Origin of the sequence: Pseudonocardia sp. MH-G8 (genome assembly GCF_002262885.1) — a bacterium.
Lineage (GTDB): Bacteria > Actinomycetota > Actinomycetes > Mycobacteriales > Pseudonocardiaceae > Pseudonocardia.
This window is the reverse complement of record NZ_NKYF01000002.1, coordinates 135864-156418: the sequence shown is the minus strand read 5'-3', so window position 1 is coordinate 156418 and position 20555 is coordinate 135864. Positions and strand designations below refer to the sequence as shown.

The 20555-nt window shown below is 74.2% G+C and carries 17 protein-coding genes; 11 read left to right on the top strand and 6 right to left on the bottom strand.

Annotated features, from left to right (window positions below; all coding sequences use genetic code 11):
• Positions 1-361: 361 nt before the first annotated feature.
• Positions 362-772 carry a CPBP family intramembrane glutamic endopeptidase gene (locus CFP66_RS49075; RefSeq protein WP_233159231.1) on the bottom strand — a complete coding sequence of 137 codons (411 nt, stop codon included), beginning with the start codon at positions 770-772 and terminating at the stop codon, positions 362-364.
• Between CFP66_RS49075 and CFP66_RS49070 the strand changes: the two genes are divergently transcribed.
• Together CFP66_RS49070 and CFP66_RS07860 are read left to right on the top strand one after the other, a co-directional pair.
• A complete protein-coding gene (locus tag CFP66_RS49070; protein ID WP_369804983.1) occupies positions 680-1309 on the top strand; it encodes a LuxR C-terminal-related transcriptional regulator in 630 nt (209 codons plus the stop codon). The two genes, CFP66_RS49075 and CFP66_RS49070, sit on opposite strands and share 93 nt — an antisense overlap.
• A gap of 52 nt (positions 1310-1361) precedes the next feature.
• A complete protein-coding gene (locus tag CFP66_RS07860; RefSeq protein ID WP_094922336.1) occupies positions 1362-3599 on the top strand; it encodes a helicase-associated domain-containing protein in 2238 nt (745 codons plus the stop codon).
• Positions 3600-3642: 43 nt separating this feature from the next.
• Here CFP66_RS07860 and CFP66_RS07855 read toward each other — a convergent pair whose 3' ends face one another.
• The 4 genes from CFP66_RS07855 to CFP66_RS07840 form a co-directional block, all read right to left on the bottom strand.
• Positions 3643-4254, bottom strand: coding sequence for an ATP/GTP-binding protein (locus CFP66_RS07855; RefSeq protein ID WP_094921810.1), 612 nt, complete (start codon positions 4252-4254; stop codon positions 3643-3645).
• Entirely contained in the window at positions 4235-4840 is a 606-nt protein-coding gene (locus CFP66_RS07850; RefSeq protein ID WP_094921809.1) for a DUF742 domain-containing protein, read from the bottom strand. Before CFP66_RS07850 ends, CFP66_RS07855 begins: the two co-directional genes overlap by 20 nt.
• Before the next feature lie 65 nt (positions 4841-4905).
• Positions 4906-5328, bottom strand: a complete 423-nt coding sequence (locus tag CFP66_RS07845; RefSeq protein WP_094921808.1) for a roadblock/LC7 domain-containing protein — start codon at positions 5326-5328, stop codon at positions 4906-4908.
• Positions 5325-9431 carry a nitrate- and nitrite sensing domain-containing protein gene (locus CFP66_RS07840; protein ID WP_094921807.1) on the bottom strand — a complete coding sequence of 1369 codons (4107 nt, stop codon included), beginning with the start codon at positions 9429-9431 and terminating at the stop codon, positions 5325-5327. Before CFP66_RS07840 ends, CFP66_RS07845 begins: the two co-directional genes overlap by 4 nt.
• A 444-nt stretch (positions 9432-9875) precedes the next feature.
• Between CFP66_RS07840 and CFP66_RS07835 the strand changes: the two genes are divergently transcribed.
• From CFP66_RS07835 to CFP66_RS50235, 9 genes are all read left to right on the top strand, one after another.
• Positions 9876-11537, top strand: a complete 1662-nt coding sequence (locus CFP66_RS07835; protein ID WP_094921806.1) for a DNA repair helicase XPB — start codon at positions 9876-9878, stop codon at positions 11535-11537.
• Positions 11538-11878: 341 nt separating this feature from the next.
• Positions 11879-13066: a GAF domain-containing protein gene (locus CFP66_RS07830; RefSeq protein ID WP_094921805.1), complete on the top strand. Its 1188-nt coding sequence runs from the start codon at positions 11879-11881 to the stop codon at positions 13064-13066.
• The gene (locus CFP66_RS07825) at positions 13063-13686 is read left to right on the top strand and encodes a response regulator transcription factor (RefSeq protein ID WP_094921804.1); all 624 of its coding nucleotides are present in this window, start codon (positions 13063-13065) and stop codon (positions 13684-13686) included. The genes CFP66_RS07830 and CFP66_RS07825 overlap by 4 nt, the downstream gene beginning before the upstream one ends.
• 314 nt (positions 13687-14000) lie before the next feature.
• Complete coding sequence (locus tag CFP66_RS07820; protein ID WP_094922334.1) at positions 14001-14807, top strand: ABC transporter ATP-binding protein; 807 nt, start codon at positions 14001-14003, stop codon at positions 14805-14807.
• Positions 14804-15637 carry an ABC transporter ATP-binding protein gene (locus tag CFP66_RS07815; RefSeq protein ID WP_094921803.1) on the top strand — a complete coding sequence of 278 codons (834 nt, stop codon included), beginning with the start codon at positions 14804-14806 and terminating at the stop codon, positions 15635-15637. Before CFP66_RS07820 ends, CFP66_RS07815 begins: the two co-directional genes overlap by 4 nt.
• Complete coding sequence (locus CFP66_RS07810; RefSeq protein WP_094921802.1) at positions 15634-16512, top strand: branched-chain amino acid ABC transporter permease; 879 nt, start codon at positions 15634-15636, stop codon at positions 16510-16512. Before CFP66_RS07815 ends, CFP66_RS07810 begins: the two co-directional genes overlap by 4 nt.
• On the top strand, positions 16505-17686 hold the full coding sequence (locus tag CFP66_RS07805; protein WP_094921800.1) for a branched-chain amino acid ABC transporter permease: 1182 nt from the start codon (positions 16505-16507) through the stop codon (positions 17684-17686). The genes CFP66_RS07810 and CFP66_RS07805 overlap by 8 nt, the downstream gene beginning before the upstream one ends.
• Positions 17683-18966, top strand: a complete 1284-nt coding sequence (locus tag CFP66_RS07800; protein WP_094921798.1) for an ABC transporter substrate-binding protein — start codon at positions 17683-17685, stop codon at positions 18964-18966. Before CFP66_RS07805 ends, CFP66_RS07800 begins: the two co-directional genes overlap by 4 nt.
• Positions 18967-19072: 106 nt before the next feature.
• Complete coding sequence (locus CFP66_RS50235; protein WP_094921797.1) at positions 19073-19414, top strand: PspC domain-containing protein; 342 nt, start codon at positions 19073-19075, stop codon at positions 19412-19414.
• 85 nt (positions 19415-19499) lie between these two features.
• On the opposite strand, the gene CFP66_RS07790 is transcribed toward CFP66_RS50235, so the two are convergent.
• Positions 19500-20537, bottom strand: a complete 1038-nt coding sequence (locus tag CFP66_RS07790) for a LacI family DNA-binding transcriptional regulator (protein WP_094921795.1) — start codon at positions 20535-20537, stop codon at positions 19500-19502.
• Positions 20538-20555 lie beyond the last annotated feature (18 nt).

The following is a 20555-nucleotide window of genomic DNA, read 5'->3' as shown; positions in this document are numbered from 1 at the left end:
CGCCCGCTGGCGAGCCATTATGACTAGCAATGATTCAACGTGAGTCACTCGCGTCCAGTCGGTGCCGTTTCTCGATCGGTGACGCCCGCGACGCAACCACGAAGAAGGGCAACCCATGAGCTGTCGCCGGGGTGAGGGGTGAGTGCACCGGACCCGTCAGGGGAGCTACCGCGCTTCATGATCGAACACAGGATGGTGGGGAAGATCCTCGCCGAACACGAACCGACGAGGGACGGGCGCTGCCCGCGCTGTACAGCGGGCGGGACAGGTGCGGGGAGGGTGAGGTCGCCCTGCCCGCTGTATGCGGCGGCGCAGGCGGCTGCGCGACTGGAAGGGCCGCCTCATGTCTGGTGATGACGGGTCATCGCGGGCTCACGGGCCGGTTTCCGTCGGCGAGCCGCCCGGTCGCGACGATCCAGAGCGCCAGCGCCGCGGTCGGGACGGCCATGACGAGCGTGTGCGCGGTGTCGTCGAGCCTGCCCGCCATGAGCACGTCGCCGGTCAGCAACGCCAGGACCATGTTGTTCCCGGCGTGAGCGAGGCTCGTCGGCCAGATGCTGCCGCTGCGGATGCGCAGCCAGCTCAGCAGCACCTGCTGCGCGGTGAACGAGATCGTCCAGATCAGCAGGCCGAGCGGGACGACGGCGAAGTGGATGTAGCCGACGAAGGCCAGCGGGTAGTGCCAGACCGCGGGTTGCTGGCCCGGTTCGGGTTCGACGTCGTGGCGGCGGTCGGTGACGGCGCGGCGCTGGTGGTGGCGGTCGGTGAGCACGAGCCCGATCTCGTGCTCACCGACATCCGGATGCCGCCGACGTACACCGACGAAGGGCTGCGGGTGGCCGTCGAGCTGCGCCGCAACCGACCTGGGCTCGCCGTCACTGCGCTCAGCCAGGACGTGGAACGCAGCTACGCGGCCGACCTGCTGGACTCCGGGGACGGGCGGCGGGTCGGGTACCTCCTCAAAGACCGGGTGGTCGACGTCGTGGAGTTCGCCGCCACGCTGCGGCGGGTCGTCGAGGGCGGAACCGTCGTTGACCCGCAGGTCGTCCGCCAGCTGCTGACCCGCAGACGTGATCCCCTGCGCCGGCTCTCGGCGAGAGAGCACGAGGTCCTCGCCCTGATCGCCGAGGGCCTGTCCAACGCCGCGATCGCCGCGCGCCTCGTCGTGTCCGAGGCGGCGGTGGGCAAGCACGTCGGCAACATCCTCGCCAAGCTGGACCTGCCGCCCACCGGAGACACCCACCGCAGGGTCCTCGCCGTGCTGGCCTACCTCGGAGGAACGGACGGTCCGGGCAGCGGCTCCCGCTGAGCGGGTGAACACGCTCGAACCGGCCGCGGCGCCGCCGACTACCGTGGAGGCGATGCCCATTCCGCTGGTCGACTGGCTGCGCGCCCAGGACGACGAGACGCTCGCCACCCTGCTGCGGTTGCGCCCCGACCTCGGTGTGCCTCCGCCCGCGGACCTCGTCGTGCTCGCCACGCGCGCCGGGATCCGCGCCTCGGTGCACCGGGCCTGCGACGACCTCGACTCGCTGACGCTGGCCGTGCTGGAGGCGGCCGTCGTCGCCGATGCGGACAGCGGTCCCGTCCCGCTCGACGAGATCCGTCGCCTGCTGGGACCCGACGTGCCCGCCAGGACGCTCGACGCGGCGTTGCGGGCCCTGCGCGCGCGTGCGCTGCTGTGGGGACCGGACGCGGAGATCACGCTCGTGCCCGCAGCCCGCGAAGTGGTCCCACGCCACCCGGGCGGGCTGGGCAGGCCGGCCACCGGTCCCGCGGGCTCGTCCGCACTGCCCGATCTGCTCGCGGCCGTCACACCCGAGGAGCGCCGCGTGCTCGACGCGCTGGCCGCCGGACCGCCGATCGGCCGCAGCCGGGCGGGCTCGGACCCGGACAGCGCGGTCGGGCGCCTGCTCGCGCGCGGGCTGCTGCTGCGGGTGGATCCGGAGACCGTCGAGCTGCCCCGCCAGGTCGGGCTGGCCCTACGGGGGGATCGGCCGATGGGTGCGGTGCCGGTGGCGCCGCCGGACATCGGGGCACGTGACCGCGGCTCCGACGTCGTCGACCGTACGGCCGGCGGGGCCGCGCTCGAGGCGTTGCGCAGGCTCGACCTGTTGATCGCCTTCTGGGGGCGCACACCGCCGCCCGTGTTGCGTTCGGGTGGGCTCGGGGTACGCGAGCTGCGCCGGGCCGCGCGGGAGATGGACACCGACGAGACGGCGGCCGCCCTGCTCGTCGAGCTCGCGCACGCGGCCGACCTCGTCGGGGCGAGCGATGGCGCGGTCCCGGACTGGGTGCCCACCACCACGGCTGATGTCTGGGCCGCGGGGGGACCCGAAGTACGTTGGTCGGCCCTGGCGCGCACCTGGCTGGACATGCCGCGACTGCCGGGCCTCGTCGGCCGCAAGGACGACGCGGGCCGCCCGATCTCCGCGCTGTCCGACGGTGTCCGCCGCCCGCTGGCGCCCCGCGACCGGCGTCGCGTGCTCGCCGGGCTCGCCGAGCTGCCCCCGGGCACCGCGCCTGCGTCGTCCGCCGCGCTCGCCGACCTGCTCGCCTGGCGCGCCCCGCGCCGCGGCGGCCGGCTGCGCGACGAGGTGGTCGGCTGGGTGCTCGCCGAGGCCACGGTGCTGGGGGTGGTGGCCCTGGACGCGGTGACCGCCCCGGGCCGGGCGTTGCTGGCGAACCCGGACGGGATCGTGGGCGCGCTGCGGGCCACGCTGCCCGAGCCGGTGGACCACGTGCTGCTGCAGGCCGACCTCACCGCCGTCGCCCCCGGGCCGCTCGAGACGGCGCTGGCGCGTGAGCTCGACCTGGTGGCCGAGGTCGAGTCGGCGGGCGGGGCCACCGTCTACCGCTTCACCGAGGCCACCGTGCGCCGTGCTCTGGACGCGGGCCGTTCGGCCGCCGACCTGCACGAGCTGTTCGCGAGGCGGTCGGCCACCCCCGTGCCGCAGGGCCTGACCTACCTGGTGGACGACGTCGCGCGCCGGCACGGGCAACTGCGCGGGGGCGTGGCGGCGTCGTTCCTGCGCTCGGACGACGAGGTGCTCATCGCCGAGGTGCTCGCCCACCCCGAGAGCCCGCAGCTCGAGCTGCGGCGCATCGCGCCCACCGTGATCGTCTCCCCGCTCCCGCTGGTCGAGCTGATGGACGGGCTGCGGGCCGCCGGGTTCAGCCCGGCCGCCGAGGACACCGGCGGTGCGGTGCTCGACCTCACCGACCGTGGACGACGCACCTCGCCACGCCGCCGGCCGGCATCTCGCAGCGGCCCCCCGGAACAGGACGCCGAGCAGCTCGCCGCCCTGGTGGCGCGCATGCGGGCCGGGGATGCCACGGCGGGCGTCCGGCGCGGCACCGCGTCCCCGGTGACGACGAACGGCTCCACGCTCGACCTGCTCCGCTCCGCCGCGGCGGCCCGGCGCGCCGTCTGGATCGGCTTCGTGGACGGGCACGGCGTGGCGGGGGAGCGGGTGCTGGAGCCGCAGAGCGTCGGCGGGGGCGTGGTGGAGGGCCGCGACGCCGTGGACGGCGCGGTGCACCGCGTCCCCCTGCACCGCATCACGAGCATCGCGATGGTGGAGGAAGGTTCTGCCTGATGGCTCGCGGGACTCGGGAACGAGACCCGCGAGCCGCGGCGGGTCAGCGGGCGCCGGCGGTCATCCGGTGGTGCATCGCGTGCTCCACCAGCGTGATGAGCGTCTGCTTCGTGGACTGGCGGTTGCGGGCGTCGCAGCTGACGATCGGGATGGCGGGGTCGATCGACATCGCCTCGCGGACGTCCTCGATGCGGTGCTGCAGCAGCCCGTCGAAGCAGTTCAGGCCCACGACGTAGGGCAGCCCGCGGTCCTCGAAGAAGTCGATCGCGGCGAACGAATCGGCCAGTCGACGGGTGTCGACGAGCACCACGGCGCCGATCGCACCCTTGACGAGGTCGTCCCACATGAACCAGAACCGGTGCTGACCCGGCGTACCGAAGAGGTAGAGGATCAGCTCGGCGTCGAGCGAGACGCGGCCGAAGTCCATCGCCACGGTGGTGGTGGACTTGTTCGGGGTTGCTGCGAGGTCGTCGACGCCCGCGCTGGCCTCGGTCATGACGGCCTCGGTGGTGAGCGGCATGATCTCGGACACGGAGCCGACGAACGTGGTCTTGCCGACGCCGAAGCCACCCGCCACGACGATCTTGGCCGAGATCGTCGCCGCAGTGGCGATCGCCGGGGGCCGGCCGGGGTAACTAGAGCCGACGGAGTCCACTCAACACCCTTTCCATCAGTGCGAGGTCCGGCGTGTCGCCGGCGCTCGTCGCGGTCTGGTGCACGGTCACCAGGTTGAGCCCCGCCATGTCGCCCAACAACACCCGGGCGACGCCGAGCGGGATCGACAGGAGGGCCGCAACCTCGGCGACCGATCGCGTCTGCTCACAGAGCTCCGCTACTGCCCGGTGCTCGACCTGCAACAGGCCCATCTGGTCGCGGCCACGCTGGCTCGTCGAGACCAACGTCTCGATCGCCAGGTCCATGCCCGACTTCGTGCGTCCGCGGGTCCAGGCATAGGGCCGGACCGCGGCGGCACCGACCTCCTGGCCGCCCTGCTCCGCGCCCGGGGTGCGTATGTCGATGGGAGCGGTGCGCGGGCCCGGAGCCACCGGTGGTGCCGCGGGAGCAGGCGTAGGTGCAGGCGCCTCGGCGGTCTCGTCGACCGCGTCGACGTCGGAGCCGCGTTTGCGACCCCACCTCCGGCGGCGCGACGAACGGCTCGCGTCGAAGCTGAAGCCGTTCATGACGTCGGCGAAGGTCGGCTCCGAGGGTTGCCGGCGCTCGTCGTCGGGACCGGAGCTCATCGCACCTCACCTGCTCTCTGCCGGTCGGTGGCTTGCCTGTCGGAAACGCTGTCGAACCCGGCCGCTCAGCGGCCGAAGGTGCCCTGCAGCTCGGCGCGCAGCTCGGGCGTGAGCAGCTGACCAACCCGGTCGACCAGCAGCGTCATCTCGTATCCGATCAGGCCGATGTCACAGCTCGGTGACGCCAGCACCGCAAGGCAGGAACCATCGCTGATCGACATCAGGAGCACGATGCCGCGGTCCATCTCGACCACGGTCTGCACCACACCCCCCGCGTCGAAGCAGCGTGCCGCGCCCTGGGTGAGGCTGATCAGGCCCGACGCGACCGCGGCGAGCTGGTCGGCGCGGTCACGCGGCAACCGGTCCGACGCGGTGAGCAGCAGGCCGTCCGCCGACACCACGATGGCGTGTGCCACACCGGGCACGCGCTCGGCGAAGTTCGTGACAAGCCATCCGAACCGGCTCGGCTGGACCTGCGGTGCCGTCATGAGGACTCCTCGTCGTGATTACCACCCGCGTTGGCGGGTCCCGAGCCACCATTGGCTCCGGGAACCGATGATCCTTGCTGCTGGTGACCGCGCATCCTGCTCTCGCGGCCCTGGCGGACGCCCTGCTGGTAGCTCGCAAGGCGACCCCTGATGTTCTCGGCACTGCGCGACGGCGTCGCAGGCGGGGCCAGAACGGCGGACCCGGCGCTGCCGGGGACCAGCCGCGCACGGGGGCGCCGCTTCGGCAGACCCGCGGCGGTGACCTCGTCGGGCTGCTCGGACACGGCGCCGTCCGCGGCGCGCCACCCCTCGTCGGCCGTGCTCGCGAACTCCTGCGCCTCGACGTCCTGGACCGGCTCCGCCGCCGTGACAGGCACTTCGCTCGTCGGCGGGGCAGGCGCCGGCGCAGGGGTGGGTGCCGGTGTAGGTGCCGGTGCCGGTGCCGGTGTGGGCCGCGGTGCGGGCGCCGGGCGCGGCGGTGCGGGCGGCGGCGCCGCCGGGGGTGCAACAGGCGCTGCAGCAGGCGGTGCCGCCGGCTGCTCGTCCTTCTCCGTCTGCCAGTTGACCGGGATCGGCCGGTTCGAGCGGAACCAGGCCGAGGCGATCTCCTCGAAGATCGGCGTGGTCTCCCCGAGGTCGAAGCTCGAGCCGTCCGGCCGGCCTTCCGGCATCCGGGAATCGGGCTCGGCGATGACCGGGACGCTGGGCGCGAACAGCCCTTCCGCGTCCGAGCCCCCCTGGGTCGGCGCGGGCCGGGATGGTGCGGACCGCTGGGCCTCGGGCCGTGGTGTCTCGGGCCGTGCTGCCTCGGGCCGTGCTGCCTCGGGCCGTGCTGCCTCGGGCCGTGCTGCCTCGGGCCGTGCTGCCTCGGGCCGCGGGGCCTCGGGCCGCGGGGCCTCGGGCCGCGGGGCCTCCGGCCGCGGGGCCTCCGGCCGCGGGGCCTCCGGCCGCGGGGCCAGGGGGTGTGGGGCCGGGCCGCTGCGCTGCGGGAACGGCCGAGGCGTCGGACGGGGGGCGGGCCGCGGGCCGGGCTGGCCCGACCCGGGTGCGCCGGCCGCGGGCCGTCGCAGCGTGGGCATCGGCATCGTCGGCGGGGACACCGCCGTGGCGTCCTCCACCGACTGCTCCGCGGCGGCACGCTCGGCTTCCGCCTGGGCGGAGGCCTCCCCGCCCTGGTCCGGGCTGCTCTCCTGCGCGTCGTCGGCGGGCGTCGGCTCGACCGTCGCCGGCTCCGCGGCGAAGGGCTCGGCGTTGGCAACGGAGCGTTCCTGGCGGCTCTGCTCGCCCTGCGCCTGCTCGTCCCGTGCGTGCTCGTCACGGCGGGCCGGGGCCGGCCGCGGGCGGAGCGGCTCGGGCCGAGCCTGGATGGCCTCGGCCTCGGCCTCCGCGGGCGCCTGCGCCGACGGCTTCGCCGGGCCGGACTGGAACAGGTTCTGCGGTGCCTGGGTGGGCGGCTCCGACCGGGGCCGCTCGAGACCCGGTGTGCGCCGGGGCAGGCCGGCCCGCGTCGGCTCGTTCTTCGGCGCCTCGCCCTCGGGCGCGGTGCCCCGCTGCTCGAGCGGCTCACGCACCGCGCCGTTCTGGTCGGCGGGCTGCCGGTCGATGCGGGCCTGGGGCTCGCGCTCGTCGGTGGGCCGGGCGTCGGACGGTGCGGAGCCGGCGTCACGCTGCTTCTCGAGGCCGGGACCGGCGTGCCCGTTGAGGCGCGTGGATTCCGGCCGGCTGCCGTTGCGGCCCGAGGACTCCTCGGCGCGGGAGGCCGCGGCACGCGCGGCGGCCTCCTGGTCGCGCCGGGCCTGCGCGGCGACCTCGCGGGCCTGCTCCTCGGCCGAGTGGTCGGCGGGCTCGGGGTTGCCGTCCGGCTCGCGGTGCGCGCCACCCTCGGGCGGCTCGCCCGGCCCGCCCGGCCGAAGCGTGGAACCGGGGCGCCTGCTCGGCAGCGAGGGGGTGTTGCCGTTGGAGCCGGGCGGCGAGCTGAACAGCTGCCCGTCGCCGCCGGCGGGCGCGTCGAACACCCCGGTGGGGTTGGCGGGCCCGTCCGTGCCGGCGACCAGCGAGGACAGCCCGCCCGTGCGTGCGGCGCCGTTGACCCCGCGCTGCGGCGGCACGCCGGGACGCCCGCCCTGCGTCCCCGCGGCGATCGGGAGGCTCGCGGTGCGGCTGACCTCGACCGGCTCGATGGTCGGGATCAGGTGCGCGGGCACGGTGACCGACGCGGTGAGGCCCGATCCCTGGACGCCCGTGGCGGAGGTGGACAGGCGCACCCCGATGCCGTGGCGAGCCGCGAGGCGACCGACCACGAACAGGCCCATGCGGCGCGACGCCGACACGTCGACCGAGGCCGGCCCGCCGAGCCGCATGTTGGCGTCGCCCAGCTCGTGCTCGGCCATGCCGACGCCGCGGTCGGCGATCTCCACGACGACCGCGCCGTCGGTGGTGCGGGCGGTGCTCATGACCACCTGCGAGTCGGGCGGGGAGAAGTTGGTGGCGTTGTCGAGCAGCTCGGCCAGAAGGTGCACGACGTCGGACGCGGCACGGCCGGCGACGGTGGCCGTGGGCGGCGTCTGCACGACGATCCGCTGGTACGACTCGACCTCCGAGACCGCGGCCCGGAGCACGTCGACCATCGGCACCGGCGCGATGTTGCGCTTGGCCAGGTCGGTGCCCGCGAGGACCAGGAGGTTCTCGCTGTTGCGCCGCATGCGGGTGGCGAGGTGGTCGAGCTGGAACAGGTTGGACAGCTGGTCGGCGTCCTGCTCGTTGCTCTCCAGCTGCTCGATCAGCTGCAGCTGGCGCTCGACGAGCGCCTGGCTGCGGCGCGACAGGTTGACGAACATGGCGCTGACGCCCGCCTGCAGGGCGGCCTGGTCGGCCGCGAGGCGGACCGCCTGGCCGTGGACCGCGTCGAACGCGCGGGCCACCTGGGCGACCTCGTCGCGCCCGGCGAGCGGGACGGGGTCGACGGCGACGTCGGGGGTGTGCCCGGCGCGCATGCTCTCGACGGCGAGCGGCAGGCGCCGCTCGGCGACGTCGAGCGCGGAGGTGCGCAGCACCCGCAGCGACCGGATCAGCGCCCGGGCGATCAGCACCGCGACCGCGATGCCGATCAGCAGGCCGAGCATCAGGACCACCGAGTTGACGCCGGCCAGGTTGCTGGCCTGCTCCTCGGCCGCGACGCTCAACGCCACGAGCTCGTTGCGCAGCAGGTCGGCCGTGCGGTCCGCGGCTGCGCGGGAGCCGTTGTAGGCGGTGTCCCACTCGGCGGGCGCGAGCGCGATCGGCTGGCCCGGCGGGGTGGCGAGGATCGCCGCCTCGAGCCGCTCGCGCTGCGCGTTGGCGGCGTCGTCGAGGAAGCTGCCGAAGCGCGCGAGCTGTTCGGGTGTCAGCGCGGCGCGGTACTCCGCGACGGCGCCGGCCAGCTCGCTGTCGGTGGCGATCTCGTTGGCGTCCTCGGGGATGAGGCTGCCCGAGCGGATCGCGGCACCGAGCACGGTGTGCTGCACGGCGAGCTGCTCGCGGGCGTCGGTGACGGCAGTGAGCGCGTCGGCGATGCCCGCGACGTTCGGCGTGCGCAGCTGGCGCAGCAGGGCCCGGTCCAGCACGTCGACGCTCGAGACGACCTCGTCGTAGCGGAGGCGGACCCCGCGGGCGTCGGCCGGGTTGTCCGTGACGTCATCGCGCAGCACCTGCAGCTGCGAGACCTCTCCCTCGGTCTGGCGCAGCGCGGAAGCGGTGGTGGCGTCGAGCTCACCCGTCTCGCGGACGCCGCCCAGCATCCCCTCGACCTCGGCATCGGCCTCGCCGAAGCCGACCTCGAGCACGCCGCGATCGCCTGTGCGTCCGGTCGCGATGAACAGCATCGCCTCGTTGCGTTCCTGGCGCAGCGCGTCGGCCGTGGCCGCCACCCGTTCCTGGACCTCGAGCAGACGGGTGCTGCGGCCGAGGTCGGACGCGGCGCCCGCCTGGTCGGAGACGCGCAGGACGCCGAGGACCAGCGCCAGCAGGGCGGGCACGAGCCCGACCACCACCAGCTTCCAGGTCAGCGTCCAGTTGCGCGGGTTCAGCCGCTCGGACCAGGAGTGCCCGGTCTCGATGCTGGTCACGTCAACGTCCCCCTGAGGATTGCCGGCGACGATCTGTCGAACTCTGGCACGCGCCGACCCCCGCGCGCGAGGGTGGGCGGGACGAGCTGCGGCCCATGGGCGGTGGATGGCCGCGTTCGGGCGGGCAGCCCGGGGTGCAAGAGCATCGAGTGGGTCCGTCGCGCCTTCGGTCGGGGTCGGACCGGTCGGGTGTTCCGGCCCGCATCGTGCGCGCTCCGCTCCGACACGCGCCCTCTGGGGAAGGGTAACGGCCTCCGGATCCGGTAGGATCCTGACGGCACACGTGCGCTCTCGGGCAAAGCTGGGAAAGTATAGCCCGAGTTCAGAGCGTTCCCATCCGGCGAGGTCGGCTCCCCCGACCCGTTCCCCCGAACGGACCTATTCGACACTCTGAGTAGCGTACCGTCCGGGAGCCGCTGCTGCGTTCGAGGAGTACCACTGCTCATGACCGACGGGCCGCTCATCGTCCAGTCCGACAAGACGCTGCTGCTCGAGGTCGATCACCCCGACGCCCCGGCGGCGCGCATCGCGATCGCCCCGTTCGCCGAGCTCGAGCGGGCGCCCGAGCACGTCCACACCTACCGCGTCACCCCGCTCGCCCTGTGGAACGCGCGTGCCGCGGGCCACGACGCCGAGCAGGTGGTCGACGCGCTGGTGCGCTACTCGCGCTACGCCGTGCCGCAGCCGCTGCTCGTCGACGTCGTCGACACGATGGGGCGCTACGGGCGCCTGCAGCTCACGCACTCGCCGGTGCACGGGCTCGTCATGGTCGCGCTGGACCGGGCGGTGCTCGAGGAGGTGCTCCGGCAGAAGAAGATCGCGCCGCTGCTGGGCGCGCGCGTGGACGACGACACGGTGATCGTGCACCCGTCCGAGCGCGGGCACATCAAGCAGGCGCTGCTGAAGATCGGCTGGCCGGCCGAGGACCTCGCGGGCTACGTCGACGGGGAGGCGCACGCGATCGCGCTCGCCGAGGACGGCTGGTCGCTGCGCAGCTACCAGCGCGAGGCCGTCGAGGGCTTCTGGGCGGGCGGTTCGGGGGTCGTCGTGCTGCCCTGTGGCGCCGGCAAGACGCTCGTCGGGGCGGCGGCGATGGCGCAGGCGCAGGCCACGACGCTGATCCTGGTCACCAACACGGTCGCGGGCCGGCAGTGGAAGCGCGAGCTGATCGCGCGCACCAGCCTCACCGAGGACGAGATCGGCGAGTACTCGGGCGAGCGCAAGGAGATCCGCCCGGTCACGATCGCCACCTACCAGGTGATCACGCGCAAGTCCAAGGGCGAGTACAAGCACTTGGAGCTGTTCGACTCGCGCGACTGGGGCCTGGTCATCTACGACGAGGTGCACCTGCTGCCCGCGCCGGTCTTCCGGATGACGGCCGACCTGCAGTCCCGGCGCCGGCTCGGGCTCACCGCCACCCTCGTGCGCGAGGACGGTCGCGAGGGCGACGTGTTCTCGCTCATCGGGCCGAAGCGCTACGACGCCCCGTGGCGCGACATCGAGCAGCAGGGCTGGATCGCGCCGGCGGAGTGCACGGAGGTGCGCGTCACCCTCACCGACAGCGAGCGCATGGGCTACGCGGTGGCCGAGGCCGAGGAGCGCTACCGGGTGGCGGCCACGGCCCACACGAAGCTCGCGGTCGTGAAGGGCATCCTCGGCCGCCACGCGGGCGAGCCGGCGCTCGTCATCGGCGCCTACCTCGAGCAGCTGGACGAGCTGGGCGAGGTCCTCGACGCCCCGGTGATCCAGGGATCCACCAAGAACCGGGAGCGGGAGGCGCTGTACGACCGGTTCCGCCGCGGCGAGCTGCCCGTGCTGGTGGTCAGCAAGGTGGCCAACTTCTCGATCGACCTGCCCGAGGCCAGCGTCGCGATCCAGGTGTCGGGCACCTTCGGCTCGCGCCAGGAGGAGGCCCAGCGGCTGGGGAGGTTGCTGCGGCCGAAGGCGGACGGCCGGCAGGCCCACTTCTACTCGGTGGTCTCCCGCGACACGCTCGACACCGACTACGCCGCGCACCGCCAGCGGTTCCTGGCCGAGCAGGGCTACGCCTACAAGATCGTCGACGCCGACGACCTGCTCGGACCCACCGTGCCGGACGTCGGCTGACGCCAGCCATCCGTGGTCCCGCTGTGCGACCCGCACCCGCCGGTAGGAGACTGGGCGCGGCAACCACAGGGAGCGGGTATCGGCACTCTCGGCTGGATTCTCGTCGTGGCGACGGCCTGGCTGGCCGTCGCCGCGGCGGTCGGCCTGCTCGTCGGCCGGATGATCCGCGAGCGGGATCGCCAGGTGCCGCCGGCGCCCGACGCCCCTGCTCCGGTGCCGCCCGAGGCGCAGGAACGCCGCGGGCCGCGGGCAGGGGCAGGCAGCGCCGGCGCTGAGCCTCCACCGGGCACCCTCTGCATCCGGGGCTGTCGCAGGCTCCTGACCTGTGCCATCGTCCGCGGATGGGGTCGAGCGAGCGCGCCGCGCCGGAGCGGGTCCTCGGGCAGGAGCACCTGCTCAATGCGCTGCTGGCCGAGCGCGACGGGCTGCTGTCCGTGCTCGACCGGGTGCTGGCACTGCACGGCACCGCGCGGTTGATCCGCGACGCCGCCGGGGCCGATGCGGGGTTCGTCGCGGAGGTCGAAGGGACGTCCCAGGCGGTCATCAGGTGGCTGGCCGGCAACCGGACCGACTCGCTGCAGGACCTCGCGGTGCCGGCGGGACAGGGCGTCGGGGGCCGGGTGCTGGCGCTGGGCCGACCGGTCCGGGTCAGCGACTACGTCACCGCACCCAGCATCACCCACCAGTTCGACGGGCTGGTGAGCCGCGAGCACATGTCGGCGATGCTCGCGGTGCCGATCCTGGACGATCGGCCGGGAAGCGCGAGGACCGTGGCCGTGGCCTACGCCGCCCTGCGCGGTCCGGGTGCGTTCGGGGACGACGCGGTGCGGGCGGTGCAACGGGTGGCGGTCGACGCGGCCCGCGCCCTGCGCCTCGCCGACCGGGCCGCGGTGGGCCGGGCCGCGGCGGTGGCGGCCGAGCGGCAGCGGATGCAGGCGTCGCTGCACGACTCCGTGGGCGCGATGCTGTTCTCGATCGGGGCGCAGGTCCGGGACCTGCGAACGGCGCTGCCGGACAACCCCGTCCTGCGCACCCGGCTCGGCCGGCTGGAGACCGACATCTCGGCGGCGTCCCTGGCCCTGCGCGAGGCGCTGCTCGCGCTGGCGGAGTCGAGTCCCGAGCGGGCGCTGCCGATCGAGATCGCCGAGCACTGCCGCAGTTTCGAGGCGCGCACCGGCGTGCCCGCCCGGTTCGTGCAGCTCGGCGACGTCCACCCGCTGGACGCCGAACGCACCACGCTGCTGATCAGCGCGGTGCGGGAGGGCCTGCTCAACGTCGAGAAGCACGCCGGGGCGGCCACCGTCGTGGTCAGCCTCGGTGAGGTGGACGGCGGGGTGCAGGTCGCCGTGGCCGACGACGGCGTGCTCCATAGGGGTGACGGCGACGACGACACCGGTTCCGACGGAACGGGCCTCGGCGTCCGCATGCTGGTGGAGAAGGCGGCCCGGCTCGGCGGCCGGGCGAGCCTGGTGCACGACGAGGACGGCGGCACGACCCTGCGGGTGCTGGTGCCGGGGCCGCCGCGATGACGCCGGCGCGCGTCATGGTGGTGGACGACCACCCGGTCGTCCGCGACGGCGTGGCGCTGCTGCTGCGGGGTGAGCCCGCGCTGGCCGTCGTCGGGTCCGCGGAGAGCGGGCGGGCGGCGCTCGAACGGGCCGCCGCGCTGCGGCCCGACCTGGTGCTGCTCGACCTGCGACTGCCCGACATGCTCGCGCCCGAGGTGGTGGCCGGGCTGCGGGCGGTGGTGCCGTCCGCCCGGGTGGTGGTCTTCACCGCGCACGGCGACCACCACGGGGTGCGGGCCGCACTGGACGCGGGCGCGCACGGCGCCCTGCTCAAGGACGCCGCAGTCACCGACCTCGTGGCCGCGCTGCGCCGGGTGCTGCGCGGCGAGCGCGTGTGCGACCCCCGGATGGTGCCGGACGAGCCGGCCGGCCGGGCCGCCCTCGCCCGCAGCGGCCTGACGCGCAGGGAGTACGAGGTGCTGCGGCTGGCAGCGCAGGGGCGGACCAACCCGGAGATCGCCGAGACCACGGGGCTCGCGCGCAACACGGTGAAGACGTACCTGCAGTCGGCCCTGCACAAGCTCGGAGCCCGCAACCGCGTGGAAGCCATCGGCAAGGCGAGCGAGGCCGGGCTCCTCTGATCTGCCGCGGCTCCCGCCCGGCTCGGAGGTTCAGGAAAGCCACGTTCCTGCCCTGCACGTTCATGAAAGTGGCTTTCCTGAACTCTCGGGCGGCCGTGGCAACGCTGCGTGTGTCGCCGTGCGCAACGCGCTACAGCCGGGCGTCGCGCGAGTAACGGACTGTCAACATTCCGGCGGTCCCTCTCCACGTGGGGGTGGCCGGGCGGTGTGACGGGCCACACGATGTGCGCGGCCGCAGCGCGGTGGCCGGGGCGAAGGGGCTCGAGGGTGGCGGTACGACGAGGTGCAGGCCGGGCAGGGCCCGGGTGGTGGCCGTGCTGAGCGTTCGTGGTCTCTCGGTGCGCTACGGGCGCTCGGTGCGTGCCCTCGAGTCGGTGGACGTCGAGGTCGGCGACGGCGTGCTCGCGGTGCTCGGCGGGAACGGGGCGGGCAAGTCCACCCTGCTGCGCGCCGTCTCGGGCACGGTGCGGATGCACGGCGGCGCCGTCACCGACGGCGAGGTCCTCGTCGACGGGGAACGGGTGGACCGCCTGGACCCGGCGGCCGTGGTCCGTCGCGGAGTGGTCGCGGTGCCGGAGGGCCGCCAGGTGTTCGCGCGGATGACCGTGGAGGAGAACCTGCGCGCCGGTGGCCTCGGTGCCCGTTCGGCCGCGGAGCGAGCGGCGGCGCGCGAGCGGGTGCGCGAGTTGTTCCCGGTGCTCGCGCAGCGGTCGGGCCAGCGCGCGGGCCTGCTGTCCGGCGGCGAGCAGCAGATGCTGGCGATCGGGCGGGCACTGATGGCCGGGCCCCGGATGCTCCTGCTCGACGAGCCGTCGCTCGGCCTGGCGCCGCAGATGGTCGGGCGCATCGCGGCGATCATCCGGGAGATCCACGCCCGGGGCACCGCGGTGGTGCTGGTGGAGCAGAACGCGACGATGGCCCTGCAGGTGGCCGACCGGGCGGTGGCGCTGGAGGTGGGCCGCGTCGCGCTCGCCGGGCCGGCCGCCGAGCTGGCGGCCAGCGACGAGGTGCAGCGGCTCTACCTCGGCGGGCACGCCGAGTCGGCCGAGCAGGCGGACGCCGAGGCGCGGGCGGCGGAACGGGCGCTGTCGGGCCGCACGCTCGCGAGGTGGCGGGCATGAGCACCGACACCGCTCGAGGCGAGACCGGGCCCGCGACCGACCGCACCGACGTTCCCGAGCTGCGCGTCGAGGGGCTGGGCCTGCGCTTCGCGGGCATCCGCGCCCTCGACGACGTGTCGTTCGCCGTGCGGCCCGGCACCGTCCACGCGCTCATCGGCCCGAACGGCGCGGGCAAGTCGAGCTGCTTCAACGTGATCTGCGGGGTCTACCGGCCCACGTCCGGCCGGGTCGTGCTCGGCGAGACCGCCCTGACCGGGCTGGCACCGCACCGGCTGGCCCGCCTCGGCGTCGGCCGGTCGTTCCAGAATCTGGCGCTGTCGGAGCACTCGACGGTGCTGGACAACGTGCTGCTCGGTCGGCACGCGCTCACCCGCGGCGGCTTCCTGTCCGCTGGATTGCGGTTGCCGTGGGTGCTCCGGCAGGAGCGGGTGCACGCGCGCCGCGCGGCCGAGATCTGCGAGTTCCTCGGCATCGCCGACCGGCTGCACACCCCCGTGGCCGCGCTGCCCTACGGCGTGGCGAAGCTGGTGGACGTGGCCCGCGCGCTGGCCGTCGAGCCCCGCGTGCTGCTGCTCGACGAGCCGGCCGCCGGGCTGAACGCGGTGGAGACGGCGGTGATGGCGAGCACCATCCGCGCGTTGCGCGACGCGCTCGGCATCTCGGTGCTGCTGGTCGAGCACGACATGGGGCTCGTCATGGGCATCGCCGACCGGGTGAGCGTGCTCGACTTCGGCCGGCTCATCGCCGACGGGGAGCCGGCGGCCGTGCAGCGCGACCCCGAGGTCGTCAAGGCCTACCTGGGCACCGGCGACGACGAGGAGCCCGGATGAACACCTTCGTCCAGCTCATGGTGAACGGCCTGGGCAAGGGGGCCGTGTACGCCCTGCTCGCCCTCGGCTTCGTGGTCATCTTCAAGGCCACCGAGGTGATCAACTTCGCGCACGGGTCCCTGGCGTTGATCGGCGGCTACGTCATCGCGGCCACCGTCGACATGCTGGGCTTCCCGCTCGCGGCGGCACTCGGGATCGGCGGCGCGGGCCTGGCCGGCCTGGTGATCGAGCGGCTGCTGCTCTCCCGCAGCAGGTTCGCCGACCCCAACAGCCTCGCGCTGCTCACGATCGGCGTCGACGTCGTGGTCGTCGAGGACGTCTTCCGCAGGCTCGGCACGACCGTGCCCTACCTGGGCGCGCCCTGGGACGCGCGGCCGATCCAGCTCGGCGGGGTCACGCTGTTCAGTACCCAGTTGGTGGCGCTGCTCGTCGGCCTCGTGCTGATCACCGCGTTCTTCGTGGCCTTCCGCTACACCGACTGGGGTATCGCGATGCGGGCCCAGGCGGAGAACCGTGAGGCCGCGGCGCTCATGGGGATCCGCAGCTCCCGGGTGACGGCGACCGCGTGGCTCGTCGCGGGCGCGCTCGCGGGGGTGGCGGTCATGTTCATCGTCACGCAGGACTTCTCCGGCACCGGGCTGTCGCGCAGCACCCACGCCATCGCGTTCGCCGCGTTCCCCGCCGCGGTCATCGGCGGGCTCGACTCGACGGCGGGCGCGGTCGTCGGCGGCGTGGTCGTGGGCCTCACCCAGGCGCTCACCGAGGTGTACGTGTCGATCCCGTTCGCCAAGGTCGCGGTCTTCCTGGTGATGCTCGTGGTGCTGGTCGTCCGCCCGGCCGGGCTGTTCGGGACGAGGGAGCTCAGTCGTGTCTGAGACGACCGCCCCGGCTCCTCCCCGCCCGCCTGCCGCGCCGCCGCCCACGCGCCGCCGCGGCCGCCTCCTGCGCGCCGCGGCGTGGGCCGCCCTGCTGCTCGTGCTGCTCGCGCTGCCCCTCGTGGTCGGGCCGGGCCTGCTGTCCGCGGGGCAGTACGTGATGGTCGGCGCCGTCGGCGCCATCGGGCTGACGCTCGTGATCGGCCAGGCGGGCCAGCTCTCCCTGGCCCACGCGTTCTTCCTGCTCGTCGGCGGCACGTCCTACGCGGTGCTGGCAGGCGAGACCGAGCAGGCCGGCAGCGAGCGCATCGTCGGGCTGGGGCTGCCGCCGCTGGTCGCGCTCGTCGGGGCCGTCGCGATCTCCGCGCTGGCCGGCCTGGCGTTCGCGCCGGTGGCGGGCCGGCTCAAGGGCATCTACCTGGGCGTGGCGTCGCTGGCGCTGGTGTTCCTCGGCTTCTACCTCGGCCAGGCGCTGCCCGCCCTGACCGGCGGCGCGGCCAGCGGGCGCAACCCCGAGCCGTTCTCGCTGTTCGGCTTCCCCTTCAGCAACGAGGGCTACCTCGCCGTGCTCGGCGTGCCGTTCCGGCAGTCCGAGCGGCTCTGGTACCTGTTCCTCGCACTCACCGTGATCGCGTTCGTGCTGGCGACCGGCGCCGTCCGGAGCCGGGTCGGTCGTTCCTGGCGGGCGGTGCGGGACAACGAGGCCGCTGCGGCGGTGATGGGCGTCGACGTCCTGCGGGCGAAGGCGGGGGCATTCGCGGTGAGCGCCGCTTACGCCGGGCTGGCCGGGGTGATGGTCACGCTCTGGCTGGGCCTGCTCAAGCCGGACGAGAGCGAGTTCGGCACCTACGGGCTCAACACCTCGATCGCGTTCCTCGCGATGGCGATCATCGGCGGCCTCGGCTCGATCCCCGGTGCCGTCGTCGGCGCTGTGATCGTCTTCGGCACACCGCAGGTCCTCACGCTGTTCGCCGACGAGCTCGGGCTCGGCGACACGCTGGCCGGGCTGAGCCCCACGGTGATCAGCCTGTACGTCTACGGCGTCGCCGTGATCCTCGTCGTGCTGTTCGAACCCGGCGGGCTGGCCGCGATCGGCCGCCGGCTGGCCGGGCTCGTGACCAGGACCGGGGCAACGGCGCCCCGGTCGCAACCCCCGGGAGAGGAACGATCATGACCCTTCGGCGAGCATGGCGCCGCGCGGGCGTCCCGGCGGCGGTCGCCGCCGCCATGGTGCTGGCGGGCTGCACCACGCAGGCGCCCGAGCCGGGAGCCGGTGGCGAGGGCGGCGGAGCGGTCGCGACCGACGTGGGCGTCACGGCCGACACGATCACCCTCGGGGTGCTCACCGACACGTCGGGCCCGTTCCGCAACCTCGGCACCGGCATCACCCAGGGCAACCAGCTCTGGGCCGACGAGCTCAACGCGCGCGGCGGGGTGTGCGACCGGCAGATCGCGCTGGAGATCGCCGACAGCGGCTACAAGGCCGACACCGCCACGACCGTCTACCGGCAGCAGCAGCCGAACGTCCTGGGGTACCTGCAGCTGCTCGGCTCGCCGATCAACGCGGCACTGCGCGGCAACCTGGAGACCGACGAGGTCACCTCGCTCGCCCTGTCGTGGTCGTCGTTCATCCTCGACAACCCGTACCAGATCATCCCGGGCACCACCTACGACCTCGAGATGATCAACGGCCTCGCCTACCTGCAGCAGCAGGGACTGATCGCGGACGGCGACACGCTCGGCCACATCTACATCGGCGGCGAGTACGGCGACAACGGGTTCCTCGGCGCGCAGTACTACGCGCAACAGCACGGGATGACGCTGCAGCCCGCCAAGATCGCGGCCACGGACACCGACATGACGAACATCGTGACCGGGTTCCAGGGTGCGGGCGTGAAGGCCATCCTGCTGACCACGGCGCCCGCGCAGACCGCCTCCGCGCTCAACGCCGCGAACGCGCTCGGGCTGGACGTGCCCGTGCTGGGCAACAACCCGGTGTTCGACCCGGCCACCAACCTCGCCGGGCCCGCTGCGGCGTCGGTCGGCAACCTCTACGTCTCGGCGAGCAACGTCCCCTACTCCGCGGACGTGCCGAAGGCCCAGGAGGTGCAGCAGGCCTTCGAGGCGGCCTTCCCGGACGCGTCGGCGAACGCCGGCGTGCCCTACGGCTACGCGGGCGGCCTGATCTGGGAGCAGATCCTCACGCAGGCGTGCGAGAGCGGCGACCTCACCCGCGCCGGAGTGCACGACGCGTTCGTGACCAGCGAGAACATCACCACCGACGACCTCGTCGCGAGCGAGCTCGACTTCTCGCAGGCCGGCTCCCCGCCGAGCCGCTCGGTCTACATCGCGCAGGCCGACCCGGCCCAGGAAGGCGGCCTGCGCCAGGTGGTGGAGCCGTTCACGTCCCCCGAGGCTGGCAGCTACGTGGCGCCGCACCAGCAAGGGGCGTGACCGAGCGGCCGGCTCGCGGATCCGGGGTCACTCAGGGGCCGGATCCGGGGCGGGGCCGGGGTGGACCCGGAGGTGGCGGGCCCGCCGGGGCGGCAGAGTCGGTGGCATGGAAACGACGACCGACTCGGCCACCACCCGCCTCACCAAGGACCCGGTCGACCCGACGGGACCCGTGTTCGGCCCGCCCGTTCCCCCGGACGAGGCGACGAGCGCGCCCTCCTTCCCGGCCCTCGCCCCCGAGCCGGCGACCCGGCCGAAGTTCCGGCTGCGCCGCAGCCGCACCGACCGCATGATCGGCGGGGTCTGCGGCGGGCTCGCCGAGAGCTTCGGCGTGGACGCCGCCGTGGTGCGGATCGGCCTGGTGACCCTGACGGTGCTCGGCTTCGGCACCGGAGTGGTGATCTACGGAGCGATCTGGCTGCTTGCCCCGGAGACCGACGAGCCGTGACCGGCCGGCGCCACTCCACACACCCACCCTCCACTCCACACGAGGCCCGCCTTGTGTGGAGTGTGCAGACGGTGTGTGGAGTGGATCAGGGGAGCGGTGGCGTGCTCTCGCGGAGCACGACCTCTCCGCGCACCCGGCGGACCCGCGGCTGTTCTGCCTGGGGCTGCAGCACCATCTCCAGCGCGTGCGCGCCCAGCTCCTCGAGCGGCAGCCGCACCGTGGTGAGCGCGGGGGTGACGTCGCGCAGCGTCTCGATGTCGTCGAAGCCGGCCACCGCCATCTCGGACGGCAGGGCCACCCCGCGGTCGCGCAGCGCCGCCATGGCACCCACGGCCATCACGTCGTTGACGGCGAAGACGCAGGTGGCGTGGATCCCGCGGTCGAGGAACTCCTGCATGGCCGCGTAGCCGCCGTCGCGGGTGAACCCGCCGTGCACGACGTCGTCGGCCTCGATCCGCACGCCTGCACGCGCCGCGCCCTCCCGGAAGCCCGCGCTGCGGTCCCGGGCGGTGAGCAGGTCGGCCCGGCCGGCGAGCACCGCGAACCGCCGGTGCCCGAGCTCGCACAGCGCCTCCGCCAGCGCCCGCGCTCCGGCCCGGTTCTCCACGACCACGGTGTCGGCCGGAATTCGCCGCTGGCTGACGAACGCGACCCGCCCGCCGGACTGCTCGAACGAGCGGACCTCCGCGCCGAGCCGGTCGATCAGCCCGCGGTCCTGCACCCGGCTGCCCACGACGATCACGGCGCGGGCCCGCTGCCCGCGCAGCGCGGCGACGTAGTCGAGCTCGCGCTCCTCGCGGCCGAACGTGCACGCCATGGTGACGACGAGCCGGTGCTCCTCGGCCGCGCGGATGGCGCCGGCCGCGATGGAGGAGAAGTAGGGATCCGCCACATCGCTGAGCACGAGCCCGACGATGTCGGTGCGCCCCCTGGCCATGGCCTGGGCCTGCGCGTTGGCCGAGTACTGCAGCGCCTCCGCGGCGGCGAGCACCCGCTCCTGCAGGTCCGGGCGCACCCGCCGGGTGCTGCCGTTCAGGGCCCGCGACGCGGTGGCCAGCGACACGCCCGCAGCCCGCGCGACGTCGAGCAGCGTGACCGACGCGCTCGGCACCCGTTCCGTCATCACATCGCCCTGTCCGCT

Excerpts from the sequence above, each read along its gene's own strand:
- CFP66_RS07860 (WP_094922336.1), top strand. The coding sequence starts at position 1,362 with ATGCCCATTCCGCTGGTCGACTGGCTGCGCGCCCAGGACGACGAGACG.
- CFP66_RS07850 (WP_094921809.1), bottom strand. The coding sequence starts at position 4,840 with ATGAGCTCCGGTCCCGACGACGAGCGCCGGCAACCCTCGGAGCCGACC.
- CFP66_RS07845 (WP_094921808.1), bottom strand. The coding sequence starts at position 5,328 with ATGACGGCACCGCAGGTCCAGCCGAGCCGGTTCGGATGGCTTGTCACG.
- CFP66_RS07835 (WP_094921806.1), top strand. The coding sequence starts at position 9,876 with ATGACCGACGGGCCGCTCATCGTCCAGTCCGACAAGACGCTGCTGCTC.
- CFP66_RS07830 (WP_094921805.1), top strand. The coding sequence starts at position 11,879 with ATGGGGTCGAGCGAGCGCGCCGCGCCGGAGCGGGTCCTCGGGCAGGAG.
- CFP66_RS07825 (WP_094921804.1), top strand. The coding sequence starts at position 13,063 with ATGACGCCGGCGCGCGTCATGGTGGTGGACGACCACCCGGTCGTCCGC.
- CFP66_RS07815 (WP_094921803.1), top strand. The coding sequence starts at position 14,804 with ATGAGCACCGACACCGCTCGAGGCGAGACCGGGCCCGCGACCGACCGC.
- CFP66_RS07810 (WP_094921802.1), top strand. The coding sequence starts at position 15,634 with ATGAACACCTTCGTCCAGCTCATGGTGAACGGCCTGGGCAAGGGGGCC.
- CFP66_RS07800 (WP_094921798.1), top strand. The coding sequence starts at position 17,683 with ATGACCCTTCGGCGAGCATGGCGCCGCGCGGGCGTCCCGGCGGCGGTC.
- CFP66_RS50235 (WP_094921797.1), top strand. The coding sequence starts at position 19,073 with ATGGAAACGACGACCGACTCGGCCACCACCCGCCTCACCAAGGACCCG.
- CFP66_RS07790 (WP_094921795.1), bottom strand. The coding sequence starts at position 20,537 with ATGACGGAACGGGTGCCGAGCGCGTCGGTCACGCTGCTCGACGTCGCG.